Source organism: Micromonospora sp. LOL_013 (genome assembly GCF_048060315.1).
GTDB lineage: Bacteria > Actinomycetota > Actinomycetes > Mycobacteriales > Micromonosporaceae > Micromonospora_E.
In genome coordinates, this window is the sequence record NZ_JBHMIQ010000003.1 from 202041 (window position 1) to 218004 (window position 15964).

General features: G+C 70.4%; 19 protein-coding genes. 10 read left to right on the plus strand and 9 right to left on the minus strand.

Annotated elements, in window-relative coordinates:
- The first annotated feature begins 50 nt into the window (after positions 1 to 50).
- A complete protein-coding gene (locus ACFHWS_RS03955) occupies positions 51 to 1043 on the plus strand; it encodes an AraC family transcriptional regulator (protein ID WP_416567644.1) in 993 nt (330 codons plus the stop codon).
- A 16-nt stretch (positions 1044 to 1059) separates the two neighbouring features.
- On the opposite strand, the gene ACFHWS_RS03960 is transcribed toward ACFHWS_RS03955, so the two are convergent.
- Positions 1060 to 1521, minus strand: coding sequence for a (deoxy)nucleoside triphosphate pyrophosphohydrolase (locus tag ACFHWS_RS03960; RefSeq protein ID WP_282233988.1), 462 nt, complete (start codon positions 1519 to 1521; stop codon positions 1060 to 1062).
- Positions 1522 to 1676: 155 nt separating this feature from the next.
- Here ACFHWS_RS03960 and ACFHWS_RS03965 point away from each other — a divergent pair, with 155 nt between their 5' ends.
- Positions 1677 to 1988 (plus strand): 4a-hydroxytetrahydrobiopterin dehydratase, encoded by a 312-nt coding sequence (locus ACFHWS_RS03965; RefSeq protein WP_281553362.1) that lies wholly within the window; start codon positions 1677 to 1679, stop codon positions 1986 to 1988.
- A gap of 87 nt (positions 1989 to 2075) precedes the next feature.
- Positions 2076 to 2438: a PH domain-containing protein gene (locus ACFHWS_RS03970; RefSeq protein ID WP_123605368.1), complete on the plus strand. Its 363-nt coding sequence runs from the start codon at positions 2076 to 2078 to the stop codon at positions 2436 to 2438.
- Positions 2439 to 2771: 333 nt separating this feature from the next.
- Here ACFHWS_RS03970 and ACFHWS_RS03975 read toward each other — a convergent pair whose 3' ends face one another.
- Complete coding sequence (locus ACFHWS_RS03975; RefSeq protein ID WP_278174364.1) at positions 2772 to 3011, minus strand: GntR family transcriptional regulator; 240 nt, start codon at positions 3009 to 3011, stop codon at positions 2772 to 2774.
- A gap of 163 nt (positions 3012 to 3174) precedes the next feature.
- On the opposite strand from ACFHWS_RS03975, the gene ACFHWS_RS03980 reads away from it, so the two are divergent.
- Both ACFHWS_RS03980 and ACFHWS_RS03985 read left to right on the plus strand, forming a co-directional pair.
- Positions 3175 to 3471: a hypothetical protein gene (locus ACFHWS_RS03980; protein ID WP_282233987.1), complete on the plus strand. Its 297-nt coding sequence runs from the start codon at positions 3175 to 3177 to the stop codon at positions 3469 to 3471.
- Positions 3472 to 3610: 139 nt separating this feature from the next.
- On the plus strand, positions 3611 to 4195 hold the full coding sequence (locus tag ACFHWS_RS03985; protein WP_416567645.1) for a Uma2 family endonuclease: 585 nt from the start codon (positions 3611 to 3613) through the stop codon (positions 4193 to 4195).
- A gap of 54 nt (positions 4196 to 4249) precedes the next feature.
- On the opposite strand, the gene ACFHWS_RS03990 is transcribed toward ACFHWS_RS03985, so the two are convergent.
- From ACFHWS_RS03990 to ACFHWS_RS04010, 5 genes are all read right to left on the minus strand, one after another.
- Positions 4250 to 4645: a PIN domain-containing protein gene (locus tag ACFHWS_RS03990; protein WP_282233986.1), complete on the minus strand. Its 396-nt coding sequence runs from the start codon at positions 4643 to 4645 to the stop codon at positions 4250 to 4252.
- Positions 4642 to 4881, minus strand: coding sequence for a hypothetical protein (locus ACFHWS_RS03995; protein WP_123605371.1), 240 nt, complete (start codon positions 4879 to 4881; stop codon positions 4642 to 4644). Before ACFHWS_RS03995 ends, ACFHWS_RS03990 begins: the two co-directional genes overlap by 4 nt.
- A 111-nt stretch (positions 4882 to 4992) precedes the next feature.
- On the minus strand, positions 4993 to 6078 hold the full coding sequence (ychF, locus tag ACFHWS_RS04000) for a redox-regulated ATPase YchF (RefSeq protein WP_416552201.1): 1086 nt from the start codon (positions 6076 to 6078) through the stop codon (positions 4993 to 4995).
- Positions 6079 to 6111: 33 nt separating this feature from the next.
- Complete coding sequence (locus ACFHWS_RS04005; RefSeq protein WP_416552200.1) at positions 6112 to 6618, minus strand: hypothetical protein; 507 nt, start codon at positions 6616 to 6618, stop codon at positions 6112 to 6114.
- An 83-nt stretch (positions 6619 to 6701) separates the two neighbouring features.
- Entirely contained in the window at positions 6702 to 7172 is a 471-nt protein-coding gene (locus ACFHWS_RS04010; RefSeq protein WP_416552199.1) for a hypothetical protein, read from the minus strand.
- A 335-nt stretch (positions 7173 to 7507) separates the two neighbouring features.
- Here ACFHWS_RS04010 and ACFHWS_RS04015 point away from each other — a divergent pair, with 335 nt between their 5' ends.
- Genes ACFHWS_RS04015 through ACFHWS_RS04035 form a run of 5 tightly spaced genes read left to right on the plus strand, consistent with a single transcriptional unit; the run spans position 7508 to position 14554 of the window.
- Complete coding sequence (locus ACFHWS_RS04015; RefSeq protein ID WP_416552198.1) at positions 7508 to 8722, plus strand: MFS transporter; 1215 nt, start codon at positions 7508 to 7510, stop codon at positions 8720 to 8722.
- A 55-nt stretch (positions 8723 to 8777) separates the two neighbouring features.
- The gene (locus ACFHWS_RS04020) at positions 8778 to 10238 is read left to right on the plus strand and encodes an AlkA N-terminal domain-containing protein (RefSeq protein WP_416552197.1); all 1461 of its coding nucleotides are present in this window, start codon (positions 8778 to 8780) and stop codon (positions 10236 to 10238) included.
- A gap of 27 nt (positions 10239 to 10265) precedes the next feature.
- Positions 10266 to 10766, plus strand: coding sequence for a methylated-DNA--[protein]-cysteine S-methyltransferase (locus tag ACFHWS_RS04025; RefSeq protein ID WP_416552196.1), 501 nt, complete (start codon positions 10266 to 10268; stop codon positions 10764 to 10766).
- A gap of 30 nt (positions 10767 to 10796) precedes the next feature.
- Positions 10797 to 12581, plus strand: coding sequence for an ABC transporter ATP-binding protein (locus tag ACFHWS_RS04030; RefSeq protein WP_416567646.1), 1785 nt, complete (start codon positions 10797 to 10799; stop codon positions 12579 to 12581).
- On the plus strand, positions 12578 to 14554 hold the full coding sequence (locus ACFHWS_RS04035) for an ABC transporter ATP-binding protein (RefSeq protein ID WP_416567647.1): 1977 nt from the start codon (positions 12578 to 12580) through the stop codon (positions 14552 to 14554). The genes ACFHWS_RS04030 and ACFHWS_RS04035 overlap by 4 nt, the downstream gene beginning before the upstream one ends.
- Here ACFHWS_RS04035 and ACFHWS_RS04040 read toward each other — a convergent pair.
- Positions 14547 to 15374: a class I SAM-dependent methyltransferase gene (locus ACFHWS_RS04040; protein WP_416567648.1), complete on the minus strand. Its 828-nt coding sequence runs from the start codon at positions 15372 to 15374 to the stop codon at positions 14547 to 14549. The genes ACFHWS_RS04035 and ACFHWS_RS04040 overlap by 8 nt on opposite strands.
- A 141-nt stretch (positions 15375 to 15515) precedes the next feature.
- The coding region (locus ACFHWS_RS04045; RefSeq protein ID WP_416567649.1) for an IPT/TIG domain-containing protein at positions 15516 to 15964 on the minus strand (449 nt) is incomplete at its 5' end.

The following is a 15964-nucleotide window of genomic DNA, read 5'->3' on the forward strand; positions in this document are numbered from 1 at the left end:
AGGATATGATCGGGAAACGCGAAAGTGTGCTCGATCGTCCAGGGACCGCGATGGCGAAACTCGAGGTCGATGCGCCGTGGGTGTCGGTGGACCCGGTCGGGGAAGCGCTGCACCTGCTGCGGATGACCGGGATCTTCTACTGCCGGACCGAGGTCAGCGCCCCATGGGCGCTGGAGATGCCGCCGTTCGGTGATTGTCTGAGTTTCCATGTCGTGACGTCCGGTGGCTGCTGGCTACGTGTCGGGGACGCACCACCACGACAGCTGAGCGCCGGTGACCTCGCGCTCGTGCCGCATGGCCGTGGACATCTGCTGCTCAGCAGCCCACAGGCCGGACAGGCTGGACGGGCCGGACGGGTCGATCTGCTGCCACAGGAGCATCTCAATGCGCACTACTCGATACTCCGTCACGGTGGCGGCGGCGAGACGTCCACGCTGGTCTGCGCAGTGGTGTCGTTCGAGGGGCCGGCCGCTCACCAACTCGTACGGCTGCTGCCACCGGTCATCCATGCGACCGGGTCGGACCCGCGGACCAGTGGCTGGATCGGTGCCACCCTCGCGTTGCTGACCAGCGAGGTGTCGGACCTTCGCCCGGGCGGGGAAGCCGTCACCACCAGACTCGCTGACATCCTGGTGATCCAGGCGATCAGGTCATGGATCGACAGCGACGACCCGCAGGCGCGAGCCGGATGGCTCGGCGCGCTGTCAGACCCACTGATCGGGCGGGCCATCGCGGCGATCCACCGCGAACCCAGCCGTACCTGGACCGTCGCCTCGCTGGCGCGCGTAGCCGCGATGTCGCGGTCGTCGTTCGCGGCCCGGTTCACCCGGCTCGTCGGTGAACCGGCACTCCGGTACGTCACCCGGTGGCGGATGCACGTCGCGCTCGCCAGGCTCGAACAGGGCCAGACGACGGTCCGCGAACTGGCCGGCCAGTCCGGCTACGGATCGGAAGCCGCCTTCGGCCGGGCGTTCAAACGCATGATGGGAGTCGCTCCAGGCTCGGTCCGCGGTAGTCGCGACCCGAGTGCCGGCCCGCGCTGAGCCACAGCACCCGGCATCAGCCGTCATTCGATCTGCTGCCGGCGAACAGCAACGGACGGAGCTCGGCGACGATCGGCCGATCCGCGGGCAGCCAGGTGACCTGGTCGAGTTCGTCGGCCGCCAACCAGCGCAGAGCGGAGTGCTCCAGCGCGGTCGGCTGCGCCGGCCCGAGCAGCCCGGCCAGGTAGACCCGCAACACAGACCGGCCGTGACCAAGCGGGCGATCGGGACCAATGCGGTCACCCACCGTGATCGCAACGCCGAGTTCCTCGCGGCACTCCCGGATCAGAGCATCGGTCTCGGTCTCGCCGCTCTCCACCTTGCCGCCGGGAAATTCCCACTTGCCGGCCGCCCCCGGTGGATGGGTCCGGGCACATGCCAGCACCCGACCGTCGAGGACGATCGCCGCCCCGACCACCACCTGACGCCTCACCTGCCCGCTCCGCACAGCAGATGAGCCTGCCAGATCAATCAGCATTTCGGGTAACCCTGCTGACTGCTAGGACAGCAGATGACGGAAGGGTGGACGTGGACACACCAACCAGTTAGCGGCCAGACTGGGGACCACCGACCAAGACACAGGATGGCGACGATTTGGCCACAAGCCGGCAACGACGCCTGGGAGGTGTGGCTTTGCGAGCACTCTGGTCCAGCCGGACCGGCCGCGACTACCTTAGCGATGCCCTTACCCAACTGGACGGGTGGACGCAGGACGGCCAGCAGCTCCGGCGAACCCTGCTGCTCGACGACAGCCAGCACGCCGAGCTCACCGAGCGGATCAAGGTAGCAGCCGACGCCCTGCACCTGCGGCCCGACGTACGCCGGGCCGACGGACGGACCCAGATCCGGCTCGGCTCCCCCGACGGCGACAAGATCACCGACGGCGACGTCGCACTCGCGGCCCGCATCGAGGACGCCTACCGTACGGTCGTCGACCTTCGCTGACCCCGCATCCTGCGCTCGGATCACCGCTGGCCGCAGCGACCTCGCGCTTCGCTGGCGTGGTTGTGCCCGCCGCCTACCCTCGGGCACATGGCGAACGTGGCGTACGACCGGCGGGAGCAACTTCGGCAGATCGAGAGCGGGCTGCTCGACGGGGAGCAGGTGATCGCGGTCTACGACGCGATCGGCACCGGCACCGGCTTCATCGGGCTGACCAACCGCCGGGTGATCATCCAGGACAAGTCGTTCGTCGGCAAGAAGGTCGCCATCACCAGCATCCCGTACTCGAAGATCACCAGCGTGAGCGTGGTGAGCAACAAGTCCTGGGGCGGCTCGTACTTCTCGTCCGGCGCCATCGCGATCAATGTCGGCACCCACACCTACGAGGTCGAGTTCCGTGGTGACCAGAAGTCCCACCACGTGCACAACGTGATCCTGCACTACATCTCGTGACCGATTGCGGGACCGACAGCCAGCAGGGCTGACCGCTCGATCATGTCCATCCCGCGCTCGACCTAAGCGGTTTCCGGCTTCTCCGGCTCGACACCGCCGGCTCGCAGGATCCGCCGGACCTGTTCCCGGCCGTAGCCAGTCACCCGAGCGATCTCGCCCACGCGGGCACCGCCTCGGTATGCAGTCACGATTGCGGCCGCAAGCCGCTTCCGTACCTGTGGCACCTCGGCACGCGCTGAAGCGACCTCCGCGAGCCCATCCTGCACGCGTTGGAGCGCAGCCCGGTACGCCTGCGCTGCCGCCTCAAGGTCACCTGCCACGGCGGAAGGTGCCTCAGGGCTTCGGGTCTGGCGTGACGAACGTGCCGCGACCGGCGAAGGTGACCACTCGGCCTTCCTCGCGTAGCACGTCGAGCGCGGCCCGCACGGTGCCACGCGCCACGCCGTACGTCTGCGCCAACGTCACCTCACCAGGCAGCTTGCGCCCCGGCAGCCAATCGCCGCTATCGATCTTCGCCTTGAGCGCATCGGCCACCTGCTCGGCAAACGAACGCGGCGACCACGGGTCGACCATGCTCACAGGCTGCCACCTGTCCAGCCGACCGATGCTGTCCATTCAGTTCACTTGATGGACAGGATGAACCTGGTGGACTAGCGTTGGATCGGCAGACAAAGGCGGCCCTCGGCTCGCGTGGCAGCGCTCGCCGAGGGCCTTGACGCGAAGCGAGGTCGCGCCCGTGAGTATTTTGCCCGAGACACCGCCACCCGACGACCAGCCCAAGACCCACCCGCACCGCGAATCCCCAGGCGAAGCGCTCGGCGGAGCGACGACTCCCCAGGAGCCGGGGATCCTGGTGGTCGGTCCGAGAGTGCTGCCGGGGCACGGGACGGTGCAGATCTGGGCCGACGCCGGCTCAGGCGGGACCGGTCAGCGGGTGGATGTTGCCGTCGACCGCCTCCGGTTGGCCAATATCGACTCCGGCGAAGGCGTCATGGCCGTATACCAACTGGAGCCGTTCCACCGCCGAGGCTGACCCCTCCGTTCAGCGTCGAGGTGAGGCTCACGCACCTCAAAACCGCCTCGGAAGGTGTCTGAGCCTCACCTCGATGCGGTGCAGACATCGAGACTGAACGACGGTAGGTCAACAGAAGCCGGATGTTACGGTGAGGAACATGACCGCAGTGCCCGAGTGGATGCGGCCGCCCCGCCCGGAAGGGTGGTACGCCGACGACCTCGACCAGCTCCCGCAGGCGCCGCGTCACACCGAGCTGATCGACGGAGCGCTCGTCTTCATGATGTCCCCCCAGCGGGCTTGGCACGGCCGAGCTGTCTCCGCTTTGCTCTTCGCTCTCATGGAGCAGGCGCCAGCAGGCGTCGAGATTGAGCGGGAGATGACGATTTGGCTCGACGAACGGAACCGCCCCGAGCCCGATCTCCTCGCCACGCGGGCTCCCTACTACGACCCGGACTGCACCTTCTACACACCCGACCAGGTGCTGTTGGTCGTCGAGGTGGTGTCGCCGGAGTCGGCCCACCGCGACCGGACAGTCAAGCTGCGCAAGTACGCGGAAGCCGGCATTCCGCACTACTGGCGCGTCGAGGACGAGGGTGGATCACCGGTGGTCCACGCATACGAGCTCGACGAGCCCACCCGGTCGTACGTCGCGACCGGGATCCACCGCCACGAGCTGCACACCACGACGCCGTTCGAGCTCAAGCTGAATCTGGACGGGCTTGTGCCCGGTCGCAAGAGCTGAGCCGGGCAGCCGCTCAACTGCCTGACGCATCTCTGCCACGGCCGCAGGGCCGGCCTACAGCCTGATGACCCGAACCCGATGCCCGCACAACCTGGTCATGTCGTCGACATCCGACGTCAAGACCGCGACCGGCGCGGGTAGTCGTAGCGCCATCTCGGCGACCATGGCATCGATGGCGTACTTGTGCCCGTGCAGCCCCGCCGCCTTCAACAGCCCCGCACTGCGACGGGCGCTCTCTTCCGTCACCGCCTCCACACGAATGCGGGACAACAGCCAGGTCAGCCGAGCGGTGTCCACGCCGGTGTGGGAAACCTCGATGATCGTGGCAGCCGACATGGCCAGATCAGCCCCGTCACGCTCCGCCTGCTCCAGCAGTCGCATCACCATGCGATCCCGGCCGATCCATCCCGAGAAGCCTTGCGAGTCGAGCACAAGCGATTCGAGGCTCACGCCGCCCGGTCCGTCTCCCTGGTCCCGTACAGAAGCGCCTGGGCCTCGGCCATCTCCTGATCGGTGAACGCCCCGGACTCAGCTTGATAGCGGTCCAACTCCTCCCGGAGAAGCCTCCGCCGTTCAGCCCGCTCGGCCAGCTCGGTGAGGTAGCCGGAGACGTTGTCGGTGTGCGACTTCATGCTCTCCAGCAGCTCCACCGGCAGCGTGATCGTGACCTTCCTCGTCCTCGCCATCCAGCAACCATACCACGGTATTACCGCGAGCTGGGCACAGCTGCTACCCCCTCGCAGACACCGCGAACCTTGGGACACGCCACACGCCGGCTCGTGCCCAGCATGCCGAAATCAGACGTTGAAGCGGAACTCGACGACGTCGCCGTCCTGCATGACGTACTCCTTGCCTTCCATCCGAACCTTGCCGGCCGCCTTGGCCGCCGCCATCGTGCCGGCCGCGACCAGGTCGTCGTAGGAGACGATCTCGGCCTTGATGAAGCCGCGCTGGAAGTCGGAGTGGATCACCCCGGCGGCCTCCGGCGCGGTCGCCCCGACCGGGATGGTCCAGGCCCGCGCCTCCTTCGGCCCGGCGGTGAGGTACGTCTGCAGCCCGAGGGTGCGGAAGCCGACCCGAATCAGCTGGTTGAGCCCCGGCTCGCTCTGCCCGGTCGACTCCAGCAGCTCCATCGCCTCGTCGTCCGGCAGATCGATCAACTCGGACTCGATCTTGGCGTCCATGAAGACCGCCTCGGCCGGGGCGACCAGCGCGCGCAGCTCGGCGAGCAGCTCGGCGTTGCCCAGCTCGTCCTCGTCGACGTTGAAGACGTACAGGAACGGCTTGGTGGTGAGCAGGTGCAGCTCGCGCAGCTCGGCAACGTCGATGCCGGCGGCGGACGCACCCGCGTACAGCGTGGTGCCGCCGTCGAGCAGCGCGGCGGCGGCCTTCGCGGCGGCGTGGATCGCCGCCCGGTCCTTGCGCAGCCGGGCTTCCTTCTCCAGCCGGGGCAGCGCCTTCTCCAAGGTCTGCAGGTCGGCCAGGATCAGCTCGGTGTTGATCGTGGCGATGTCGTCGCCCGGCGAGACCTTGCCGTCGACGTGTACCACGTTCGGGTCGGAGAAGACCCGCACGACCTGGCAGATCGCGGCGGCGTCGCGGATGTTGGCCAGGAAGGCGTTGCCTCGGCCCTGCCCCTTGGACGCGCCCCGCACCAGACCGGCGATGTCGACGAACGACACCGCCGCCGGGATGGTCTTCTCCGAGCCGAAGATCTCCGCCAGCCTGCCCAGCCGCCCGTCCGGCAGCCCCACCACCCCGACGTTCGGCTCGATAGTGGCAAACGGGTAGTTCGCCGCGAGAACGTCGTTCTTGGTGAGCGCATTGAACAGGGTGCTCTTGCCGACGTTGGGCAGGCCGACGATGCCGATGGTGAGACTCACGTCGGTCGAGTCTACGCAGCGTCCGGTGGCGGGTCAGGCGCAGGCGGTCTTCAGCTTCTCCGCCAGCTCAGCCAGGCGACCCTCCACCTGTCCCATTGGGGTGTTGTCGTCCGGGTCGACGATCTGGGCGGCGAACTCGGACGCCTCGGTCAACGCCTGCTGCACGTCAGCGTCGACCGGGTCGGCGGCGAGCGACTCCAGCATTGCCGAGAGGTCGGTGAACTTGGCCCGGAACTCGGCGTAGGCGGTCTCCGCATCCGTACCGCCCTCGGCCACTGCGGCGATGAACTCGGCGAAGTACGCCTCGATGGTCGATGCAGTCTCCTCGGCGACCGGTACCGCCGTGTCACATGCCTCCTTCGTGGCCGCAGCGGCCCCGTCCTCGGCGGAGCCGGCCGACTCCGCGTCGGCCGACGCGGTCGCCGCCGGCGGTGACGTCTGACCGGCGGTGGGGTCGACATCGCTGTCGCCACCGCCGCAGCCGGCCAGGGTGAACGCGAGCGCCGTCGCGGCGGCGGCGGTGATCAGGGTACGTCGCATTGAAAATCCGTCCATTGAGAGGCGAGCAAACTGGAGCAGGCTAACGGACGCCTGCTCCCGCCCCGCCCGGCCCCTCGCGGACGTCACTCGCAGACGGCGCGGAAGTTCTCCGGGATCGCCACCACGGCGGCCACCTGCTCATCGCTGAGTGGAGTCTCACCGATCTCGGTGGCGGCCTCGATCGCGGCCGTACTCTCGGTCAACACCGTCCGCAGCTCGTCCGACACCGGGCCGGTGGCCAGCGAGGTGAGCGTCGCCGACCAGCCACGCATCTGCGCCTCGAAGTTGTCCTTCGCGTCCGCCGGCGCCTCCGCGCTGGCCGTCGGGTCGGCGAACTGGTTGACGTCACGCTGGAAACCGGCGGCGAAGTCGCTGCTCATCGATACTGCCTGATTGCAGGCGGCATTGGTGGCGGCGAGGATGTCGGCCTCGCTGGCGGTGGTGCTGCCGCCGGTCGGCGACGGCGCGCCCGTCGGCGGCGGCTCGGTGCCGCAGCCGGTGAATCCGAGGATCAGGGCCGAGCCGAGGACGGCGCTGGCCAGTAGGCGACGCATGATATCTACCGACTCCTTTATCGAGGTACACCAAACTGTGCCACTCTATCGATCCAGGAGCCAGGTCGCCGAACGGAGCCAATCGACCAACGCAGATGGTGAGAGCGCCGCTGCCAGCAGTTGATGGTGAGCATCGTCATGCTACCTACCGGTGTCGGGTGCTCTACCGTCTGCGCAGGGCGACGGCGCCGGGTGCCCAGCGCGGCCAGACCCCGTCAGCACCGGGCGGTAGCCGCTGCGGGCGGCGTACCGTTGCCGCCCGGACGGACAGACGTCCGGGCGGGCGGGAAGGTCCGGGCGAGCGGGAAGGTCCGGGCGAGCGGGGAGCGGGTGGCGTGGTGGCGAACGGGGCGGCGACGCTGGCGCGGCCGGTGGTGGAACGGGCGCGGATCGCGGTCGCAATCGCGTTCGGGGTCAGCGGTCTGGCGTTCGCGTCGTGGATCTCCCGTACGCCGGCGATCCGCGACGCCCTCGATCTGACCAATGCCCAGTTCGGGCTGCTGCTGTTGTGCACGTCGGTGGGCGCGGTCAGTGCGCTGCCGCTGTCCGGTCCGCTGGTGCACGCGATCGGATCCCACCGGACGGTGCTGCTGGGCGCATCGGCCGTGACCGTCGGGATGCTCGCCGTCGCGGTCGGCGTGGCGGTCGTCTCACCGCCCCTGGCCGGTGCCGGGCTGCTGCTGACCGGCACCGGGTTGAGCAGCTGGGACGTGGCGATGAACGTCGAGGGTGCCGACGTCGAGCGCCGGCTCGACCGCCCGCTGATGCCCCGTTTCCACGCCGGCTTCAGCCTGGGTACGGTGACCGGCGCGCTCCTCGGGGCCGGATGTGCCTGGCTCGCGGTGCCGGTCGACTGGCAACTCGCCGTCACCGCGCTGCTGGTGATCGCCTCGATCGCCGCAGCCGTACGGATGTTCCTGCCGGTCCCGGCCCGGGTACCCGGCGCAGCGACGCCCCGGTCCGGGGTGCTGCGTGCCTGGCGGGAGCCGCGCACCCTGCTGATCGGTCTGCTGGTGCTGGCCTTCGCGTTCGTCGAAGGGGTGGCGAACGACTGGCTCACCCTGGCCGTGGTCGACGGCTACCGGGTCGGTGACGCGGTCGGCGCGGTGGCGTTCGGGGTGTTCGTCGCGGCGATGACCGCCGCCCGGATGGTCGGCGGCACGGCGTTGCAACGCTGGGGCCGGGTGACGGTGCTGCGGGCGACGGCGGTGCTGGCCCTGGTCGGCCTGGCCCTGGTGGTGTTCGGGCCGACGCTGCCGCTGGCGCTGCTCGGGGCGCTGCTGTGGGGCGCGGGGGCGTCGCTCGGCTTCCCGGTCGGGATGAGCGCGGCCGCCGACGAGGCCGACCGGGCGGCGGTACGGGTGTCGGTGGTCAGTTCGATCGGCTACACCTCGTTCCTGGCCGGTCCGCCGCTGATCGGTTTCCTGGCCGAGCAGGTCGGCATCCTGCGATCGCTGCTGGTGGTGGTCGGGGCGTTGGCGATCGGCCTGCTGGCCGCCGGCGCGACCCGGCCGGCCGGCCCGGCCGGTGCGGCCCGCCCGGGCTCGTGACTGCAGGTCCGATTCCCGCCAGCCGACCGGGCCCGCAAGCGGGCAGGATCGACCCATGGAGCTCGACTTCGAGCGGTGCTACCGGGTGCTGGACAGCCGCGACCAGCGTTTCGACGGCTGGTTCTACACCGGCGTGACGTCGACCGGCATCTACTGCCGGCCGTCCTGCCCGGCGGTCACCCCGAAGCGGGACAACGTCCGGTTCTTTGCGTCGGCGGCCGCCGCGCAACAGGCCGGGCTGCGCGCCTGCCGACGCTGCCACCCCGACGCCACCCCTGGCTCGCCCGACTGGGACCGCCGCGCCGACCTGGTCGGCCGGGCGATGCGGTTGATCAGCGACGGGGTGGTGGACCGCGACGGCGTGCCAGGGCTGGCCCGCCGCCTCGGCTACACCGAACGGCATCTCACCCGGGTGCTGACCGAGCAGGTGGGGGCCGGCCCGCTGGCGTTGGCCAGAGCACAGCGTGCGCAGACGGCCCGCATCCTGGTGGAGCGGACCGCCCTGACCGTCGCCGAGATCGCGTTCGCGGCCGGTTTCGGCAGCGTCCGGCAGTTCAATGACACGTTCCGGACGGTGTACGGCGGTCCGCCGTCGACGCTGCGCGGCCGGGTACGGCCCGGTGCGCCCGACCGGGCCGGGGTGATCACCGTACGGCTGGCCTTCCGTCAGCCGATGGCGGTCGATGCCGTACTCGGATTCCTGGCCGACCGGGCGGTGCCCGGCGTGGAGTCCGCCGACGGCGGCGGATACCGGCGTGCGCTGCGGCTGCCGTACGGTGCCGGCACGGTGGCGCTCACCCCGCACGACGGCTTCCTTGCCGCCGCGTTGCACCTCGGCGACCTGCGCGATCTGGCACCGGCGGTGTCCCGCTGCCGCCGACTGTTCGACCTGGACGCCGATCCGGCGGCGGTGGACGCCGTGCTGGGCGCCGATCCGGCGTTGGCCGCTGCCGTCGCCGCCGAGCCCGGGGTCCGGGTGCCGGGCGCGGTGGACGGCTTCGAGCTGGCGGTACGGGCCGTGGTCGGGCAGCAGATCTCGGTGTCCGCCGCCCGCCGGGTGCTGGCCCGCCTCTGCACGGCGACCGGGTCGCGAACAGCCCCGCCTGCGGACGGCCTGGCGCCGTTCCCGGGCCCGGCTGACCTGCTCGCCCTGCCCGACGACGCCTTCGCGATGCCGGCTGCCCGGCGCGGCACGCTGCGCGCGCTGGCCGCCGGCGTCACCGACGGCGGCATCGGACTCGACCCGGGCAGCGACCGGGTCGAGCTGTCGCACCGGCTCACCGCACTGCCCGGCATCGGCCCGTGGACCGCCGGGTACGTGGCGATGCGGGCGCTCGGCGACCCGGACGTGCTGCTCGGCACCGACCTGGGAGTACGGCGCGGCGCGGCGGCGCTGGGCCTGCCCGCCGCCCCCACCGACCTGACCGCCCACGCGGACCGCTGGCGGCCCTGGCGGTCGTACGCCAACCTGCGGCTGTGGCGGTCCGCCACGCCATCGAAATCGACACCGGAGTGACACATGACAAAACGTTCGACATTGGACATGAGTACCGTCGCCACGGCGGTCGGGCCGCTGACGCTGATCACCGACCCGGACGGGGCGCTACGGGCCGCCGGGTTCACCGCCGACCCGGACGACCTGCTCGACCTGGTCCACCCCGACCTGCGCGGGCCGGTGCGCCGCCGGGCCGGCCTCGGCGACGTCACCCGCGCCGTACGGTCCTACCTGTCCGGTGAGCTGACCGCGATCGACCAGCTCACGGTCTGCCAGCACGGCGGCCCGTTCCAGCGCACCGCCTGGTCGGCGCTGCGTGAGGTGAAGCCCGGCGAGCCGGTCAGCTATACGGCGTTCGCCCTGCGCTCCGGCCGTCCAGCAGCGGTCCGGGCGGCGGCCGGCGCCTGCGCCCGCAACGCGGTCGCGCTGGTGGTCCCCTGTCACCGGGTGCTGCGCGGCGACGGCACGCTGGGCGGCTACCGGTGGGGTCTGCCGATCAAGAAGTGGCTGCTCCACCATGAATCGCAGGTGACCTTCGCGGGGCAGTGAACCGGTGCCGGCACCGGCTACCGTCGTGGTGTGGACGCCGTACCCGACCGATCTCCGCCCCGGCGGCGCGCCGTCCACAATCTCTGGCGGCTGCGCCGCTACCTGCGCCCGTACCTCGGTCAACTCGGTTGGCTGCTGGCGGCCGCTGCGGCGGCGACCGGAGCCGGCATCGCCATCCCGCTGGTCATCGCCGAGGTGGTGGACGGCCCGGTGGCCGCCGGTGATCCCGCCGGTCTGCTGCTCCTCGGTGGACTCGCCCTGCTGCTCGGCGTCGTCGAGGCGGTGCTAATCTTCATCCGGCGGTGGGCACAGAGTGCCTCGTCGATCGGGATGGAAGGCACCATCCGCGACGACATCTACACCCACCTGCAGCGGCTCCCGGTCACCTTCCATGACCAGTGGCAGTCCGGGCAGTTGTTGTCCCGGGCGATCAGCGATCTGTCGGTTATCCGACGCTTCCTCTCCTTCGGTCTGCTGTTCCTGATCCTCAACTCGGCGACCTACCTGACCGTGGTGGCGTTGCTGCTGCACCTGTACTGGCCGTTGGGACTGGTGGTGGCGGCCAGCGCCGTACCGCTCTACCTGTTCAGCCGCCAGTTCACCCGCGCCTATCTGCGGGTGTCCCGACGGATGCAGGACCAGCAGGGTGACCTGGCCACCCTGGTCGAGGAGTCCGCGCAAGGGCTGCGGACCATCATCTCGTTCGGGCGCGGGCCGTACCTCACCGCACGCTTCACCGACCTGGCCCGAGAGCTGCACGACACCGCGGTCGGCAAGGGCCGGCTGCTCGCCCACGCGTCGGCCCGCTACGACCTGGTGCCGAACGCGAGCCTCGCGGTCGTGCTGGTCGCCGGGGCCGGCGCCGTCGCCGACCAGCAGCTCACCATCGGTCAGCTGGTCGCCTTCGTCACCCTGCAACTGATGCTGATCTGGCCGATCAAGTCGCTGGGCTGGATCATCTCGCACGCCCAGGAGGCGATGACCGCCGCCGACCGGATTCAGGAGGTGCTGGACACCTCGCCGTCGATCGTCGACCGGCCGGACGCCGTCCGGGTCCGGGTCGGTGAGGTCCGCGGTGAGTTGCGTTTCGACAACGTCACCTTCGGCTACCCGGGGACGCCTGAGCCGGTGCTGCGCGGCGTCAACCTCACCGTACGGCCGGGTGAGACGCTGGCCATCGCCGGCCTGACCGGCAGCGGCAAGACCAGCCTGGTGTCGCTGGTGCCGCGACTGTACGACGTCACCGGCGGACGGATCACCCTGGACGGTCATGACCTGCGCGACCTGCGCCTCGACGAGCTGCGCCGGTGCGTCGGCGTGGCGTTCGAAGATCCCACGTTGTTCTCGATGTCGGTTCGGGAAAATCTGACCCTCGGCCGGCCGGACGCCACCGACGCCGAGGTGCACGCCGCCGTCCGGTTGGCGCAGGCCGACTTCGTCCACGACCTGCCCTGGGGGTTGCATACCCGGATCGGCGAGCAGGGGCTGTCGCTGTCCGGCGGGCAGCGGCAGCGGCTGGCGCTGGCCCGGGCGGTGCTGGTCCGGCCCCGGGTGCTGGTGCTCGACGACCCGCTGTCCGCCCTGGACGTGCACACCGAGGCGCTGGTGGAGCAGGCGCTGCGCCGGGTGCTGGTCGGCACCACCGCGCTACTGGTGGTGCACCGGCCGTCCACGGTCGCGCTGGCCGACCGGGTGGCGCTGCTGGACGCGGGCCGGATCGCGGCCGTCGGCACCCACACCGAACTGCTCGCCACCGTGCCCGCCTACCGGGCCGTACTCTCCGCCGACGGACCCGGCCTGGTCAGGTCGCGGTGAGCCGGACCGACGATGCCGGCAGCACCGCGGACCGTGACGCGAGCAGGTCCGACTACGCTCAGCCGGACTGGCGCGGGGTCTCCGACCGGGCGGCGGACGAGGCCAGCAGCGGAGCCGACGGCGACCCGGTCGACAACGCCCGGGTCCGGGCCCGCAGCCGGGCGCTGCTCGGCTCGCTGACCCGGCCGCACCGGCGGATGATCGCGGTGGCGGTCGGCCTGCTGCTACTGCAGAACGCCGCCGCGATGGCCGGTCCGTACCTCGTGATGCTGGGTATCGACCGGGCCATCCCGCCGCTGACCGACGACGGTGACGCGGGGCCGCTGACCGCGATCGCCGTCGCCTTCGCGGTCGCCACCGTCGCCGAGTACGTCGGCAAGCGCAGCTTCCTGATCCTGTCTGCCCGGGTCGGTCAGGCGATCCTGCTCGACCTGCGTCAGCGGGTGTACCGGCACTTCCTCAACCTGTCGGTCAGTTTCCACGAGCGTTACACCTCCGGCCGGGTGGTGGCCCGGCTGACCAGTGACATGGACTCGATCTCCGAGCTGGTCAACGGCGGCATCGACGACCTGGTGCTCGCCGGGCTGTCGGTGATCTCGGTGGCGGCGATCCTGCTCTGGCTGGACCTGCCGCTGGCCCTGGTGACCCTGTCGGCGTTCCCGTTCCTGCTGTGGATGTCGATCTGGTTCGCCCGCGCCTCCACCGTCGCCTACCGGCGTACCCGGGAGACCGTGGCGCTGCTGATCGTCCACTTCGTGGAGTCGCTCGGCGGGGTCCGGGCCGTGCACGCGTTCCGGCGCGAGCCCCGCAACCAGGAGATCTTCGCCGAGGTCAACACCGGCTTCCAGCGGGCCAGCCTGCACGCGTTCCGGCTGATCGCGATCTACTCACCGAGCCTCAAGGGCATTGGCAACGTGGCTGTCGCGATGGTGCTCACCTTCGGCGGTTGGCAGGTGCTGCAGGGCCGCACCGAGATCGGCGTACTCGCCGCGTTCCTGCTGTACCTGCGCCGGTTCTTCGAGCCGATGCAGGAGCTGAGCCAGTTCTACAACTCGCTGCAGTCGGCGACCGCGGCGCTGGAGAAGCTCTCCGGCGTGCTCGACGAGCGGCCGGACGTCGCCGAGCCGGTGCGGCCGCGTCCGCTGCCGCAGCCGGTACGCGGCGCGGTGCGGCTGCATGCCGTCTCGTTCGGCTACCGGCCGGACCGTCTGGTGCTGCCCGAGCTGACCCTGCGGATCCCGGCCGGGCAGACGGTCGCGCTGGTCGGGGCCACCGGGGCCGGCAAGTCGACGATCGCCAAGCTGGTGGCCCGGCTCTACGATCCGGTCAGCGGGTCGGTCACCCTCGACGGCGTCGACCTGCGTGAGATCGCCGGCCGCGACCTGCGGCGAAACGTGATCATGGTTACGCAGGAGAACCACCTCTTTGCCGGCAGCGTCGCGGACAACATCCGGTTCGGCCGCCCGGACGCCACCGACGCCGAGGTGGAGGCCGCGGCGCGGGCGATCGGCGCGCACGAGTTCATCTCCGGACTTCCCGACGGGTACGCCACCGACGTGCACCGGCGCGGCGGGCGGCTGTCCGCCGGGCAACGGCAGTTGGTCGCCTTCGCCCGGGCGGTGCTGGCCGACCCGGCGGTGCTGATCCTCGACGAGGCGACCTCGTCGCTGGACGTGCCGACCGAGCGCCTGGTGCAGCGGGCGTTGCAGACCATGCTCAACGGCGGCCAGAACGACGATAGCCAGAACTGCGGTGGCCGCAACGGCGACGGGCCGGTGGCCAACCGCTGGCCGACCGGCCACGGGCGCACTGCGCTGGTCATCGCGCATCGGCTGTCGACGGTGCAGATCGCCGACCGGGTGCTGGTCCTCGACGACGGCCGGATCGTCGAGGACGGCCGGCCTGCCGACCTGATCGCCGACGGCGGTCGGTACGCCGTGCTGCACCACCAGTGGCGCGACAGCCTCAGCTGAGCCGGACCGCCTGCAGGGTGTAGCTGAGTGGGAACCGCTCCGGTCGTTCGGTCAACCGCCACTCGCCGTCATCGCCCTTGGCCATCCGGCCGGGCAACGCGTTCCACGGCACGCTGTCGTGCTCGACCAGCATCGTCACCTGCATCCCGACGCCGGTGAGCGCGGTGAAGATCTCCCCGATGCCATGGTTCCACGCGTGGGTCAGGTTGTGGGTGAAGCTGACCTCGGTGTCGACGTACGTGCCGTCCTCGTTCCACACCAGCGGCCGGTCCGTCTCGAAGTACGGCAGGTCGAGCACGAGCAGGCCGTCCGGGCGGGTCTCGTCGACCGCCCACAGCGCCGGGTGCCCCTCCCGCAGGAACAGCCGGCCGCCCGGCCGCAGCAGTGCGGCCACCGTCTCCGCCCATCGGGTCACGCTCGGCAACCAACAGAGCGCGCCGATCCCGGTGAAGACGAGGTCGAACCCGCCCGTGCCGAGCACCTCCACGGCGCGGTAGACGTCGGCTTCGACGTACTCGATCGGGGTCTGCGCGGCCCCGGCGATCCGCCGGGCCTCGGCCAACGACGCGCCGGAAAGGTCCAGGCCGGTCATGGTCGCGCCGAGCCGGGCCAGTGACAGCGTGTCGGTGCCGATGTGACACTGCAGATGCACCCCGCGTACGCCGGTCAGGTCGCCGAGCCTCGGCAGATCGAACCGCACCACCTCGCTGAGCAGCGCCGGGTCGGCGATCAACTGCGCCACCCGATAGTCCGGTGAGACGGCGTGTGCCGGCGCGCGCTCGTCCCAGCTGGCCCGGTTGAGCGCCAGATAGTCGGTCATGCCGCCGACCATCGCATGATCCGACGCCGCTGGCACCCCGTTATCGTCCGGTCGGGCTCCGGCCCGGTGAGTCTGGTAACGGCGGGTGGCCCCGGTCGCTCATGCGCTCCCGGGGCCACCCGCTTTCTCAGTTGTTACGTGTCACGCCCTGTTCGCCCGACGGCGGGTGAGCAGGAGCAACGAGATTCCCAGCACCACGAGCGCACCGCCGCTGGTGATCAGGTTCGTGGTCGCGCTGCCGGTGACCGGCAGCCCCACGTACCGGAACGCGATCTCGTTCGAGGTGCCGTTCGGTGTCGTCACCGTGATGGTTGTGTGCTTGACGTCGCACGGCGGAGTGACGAAGGTCAGCGAGGTCCCGGAACTGTTGACCGTGACCTTGTTCGCTGGAATCGTCTTGCCGCAGATCGTCACGGTCGTCTGGCCCGGGATGAAGCCGCTGCCTCCGACGACCACTGTGGTCCCGCCGTTGGCCGGTCCCTGTCCAGGGTCGACCGAGTCGATCACCGGTGCCGGGCCACCCGAGTAGGTGAAGCCGTCGGGAGCGACCGCGTCATCACCCGGCAACACCACCACCACATCAACCGGAC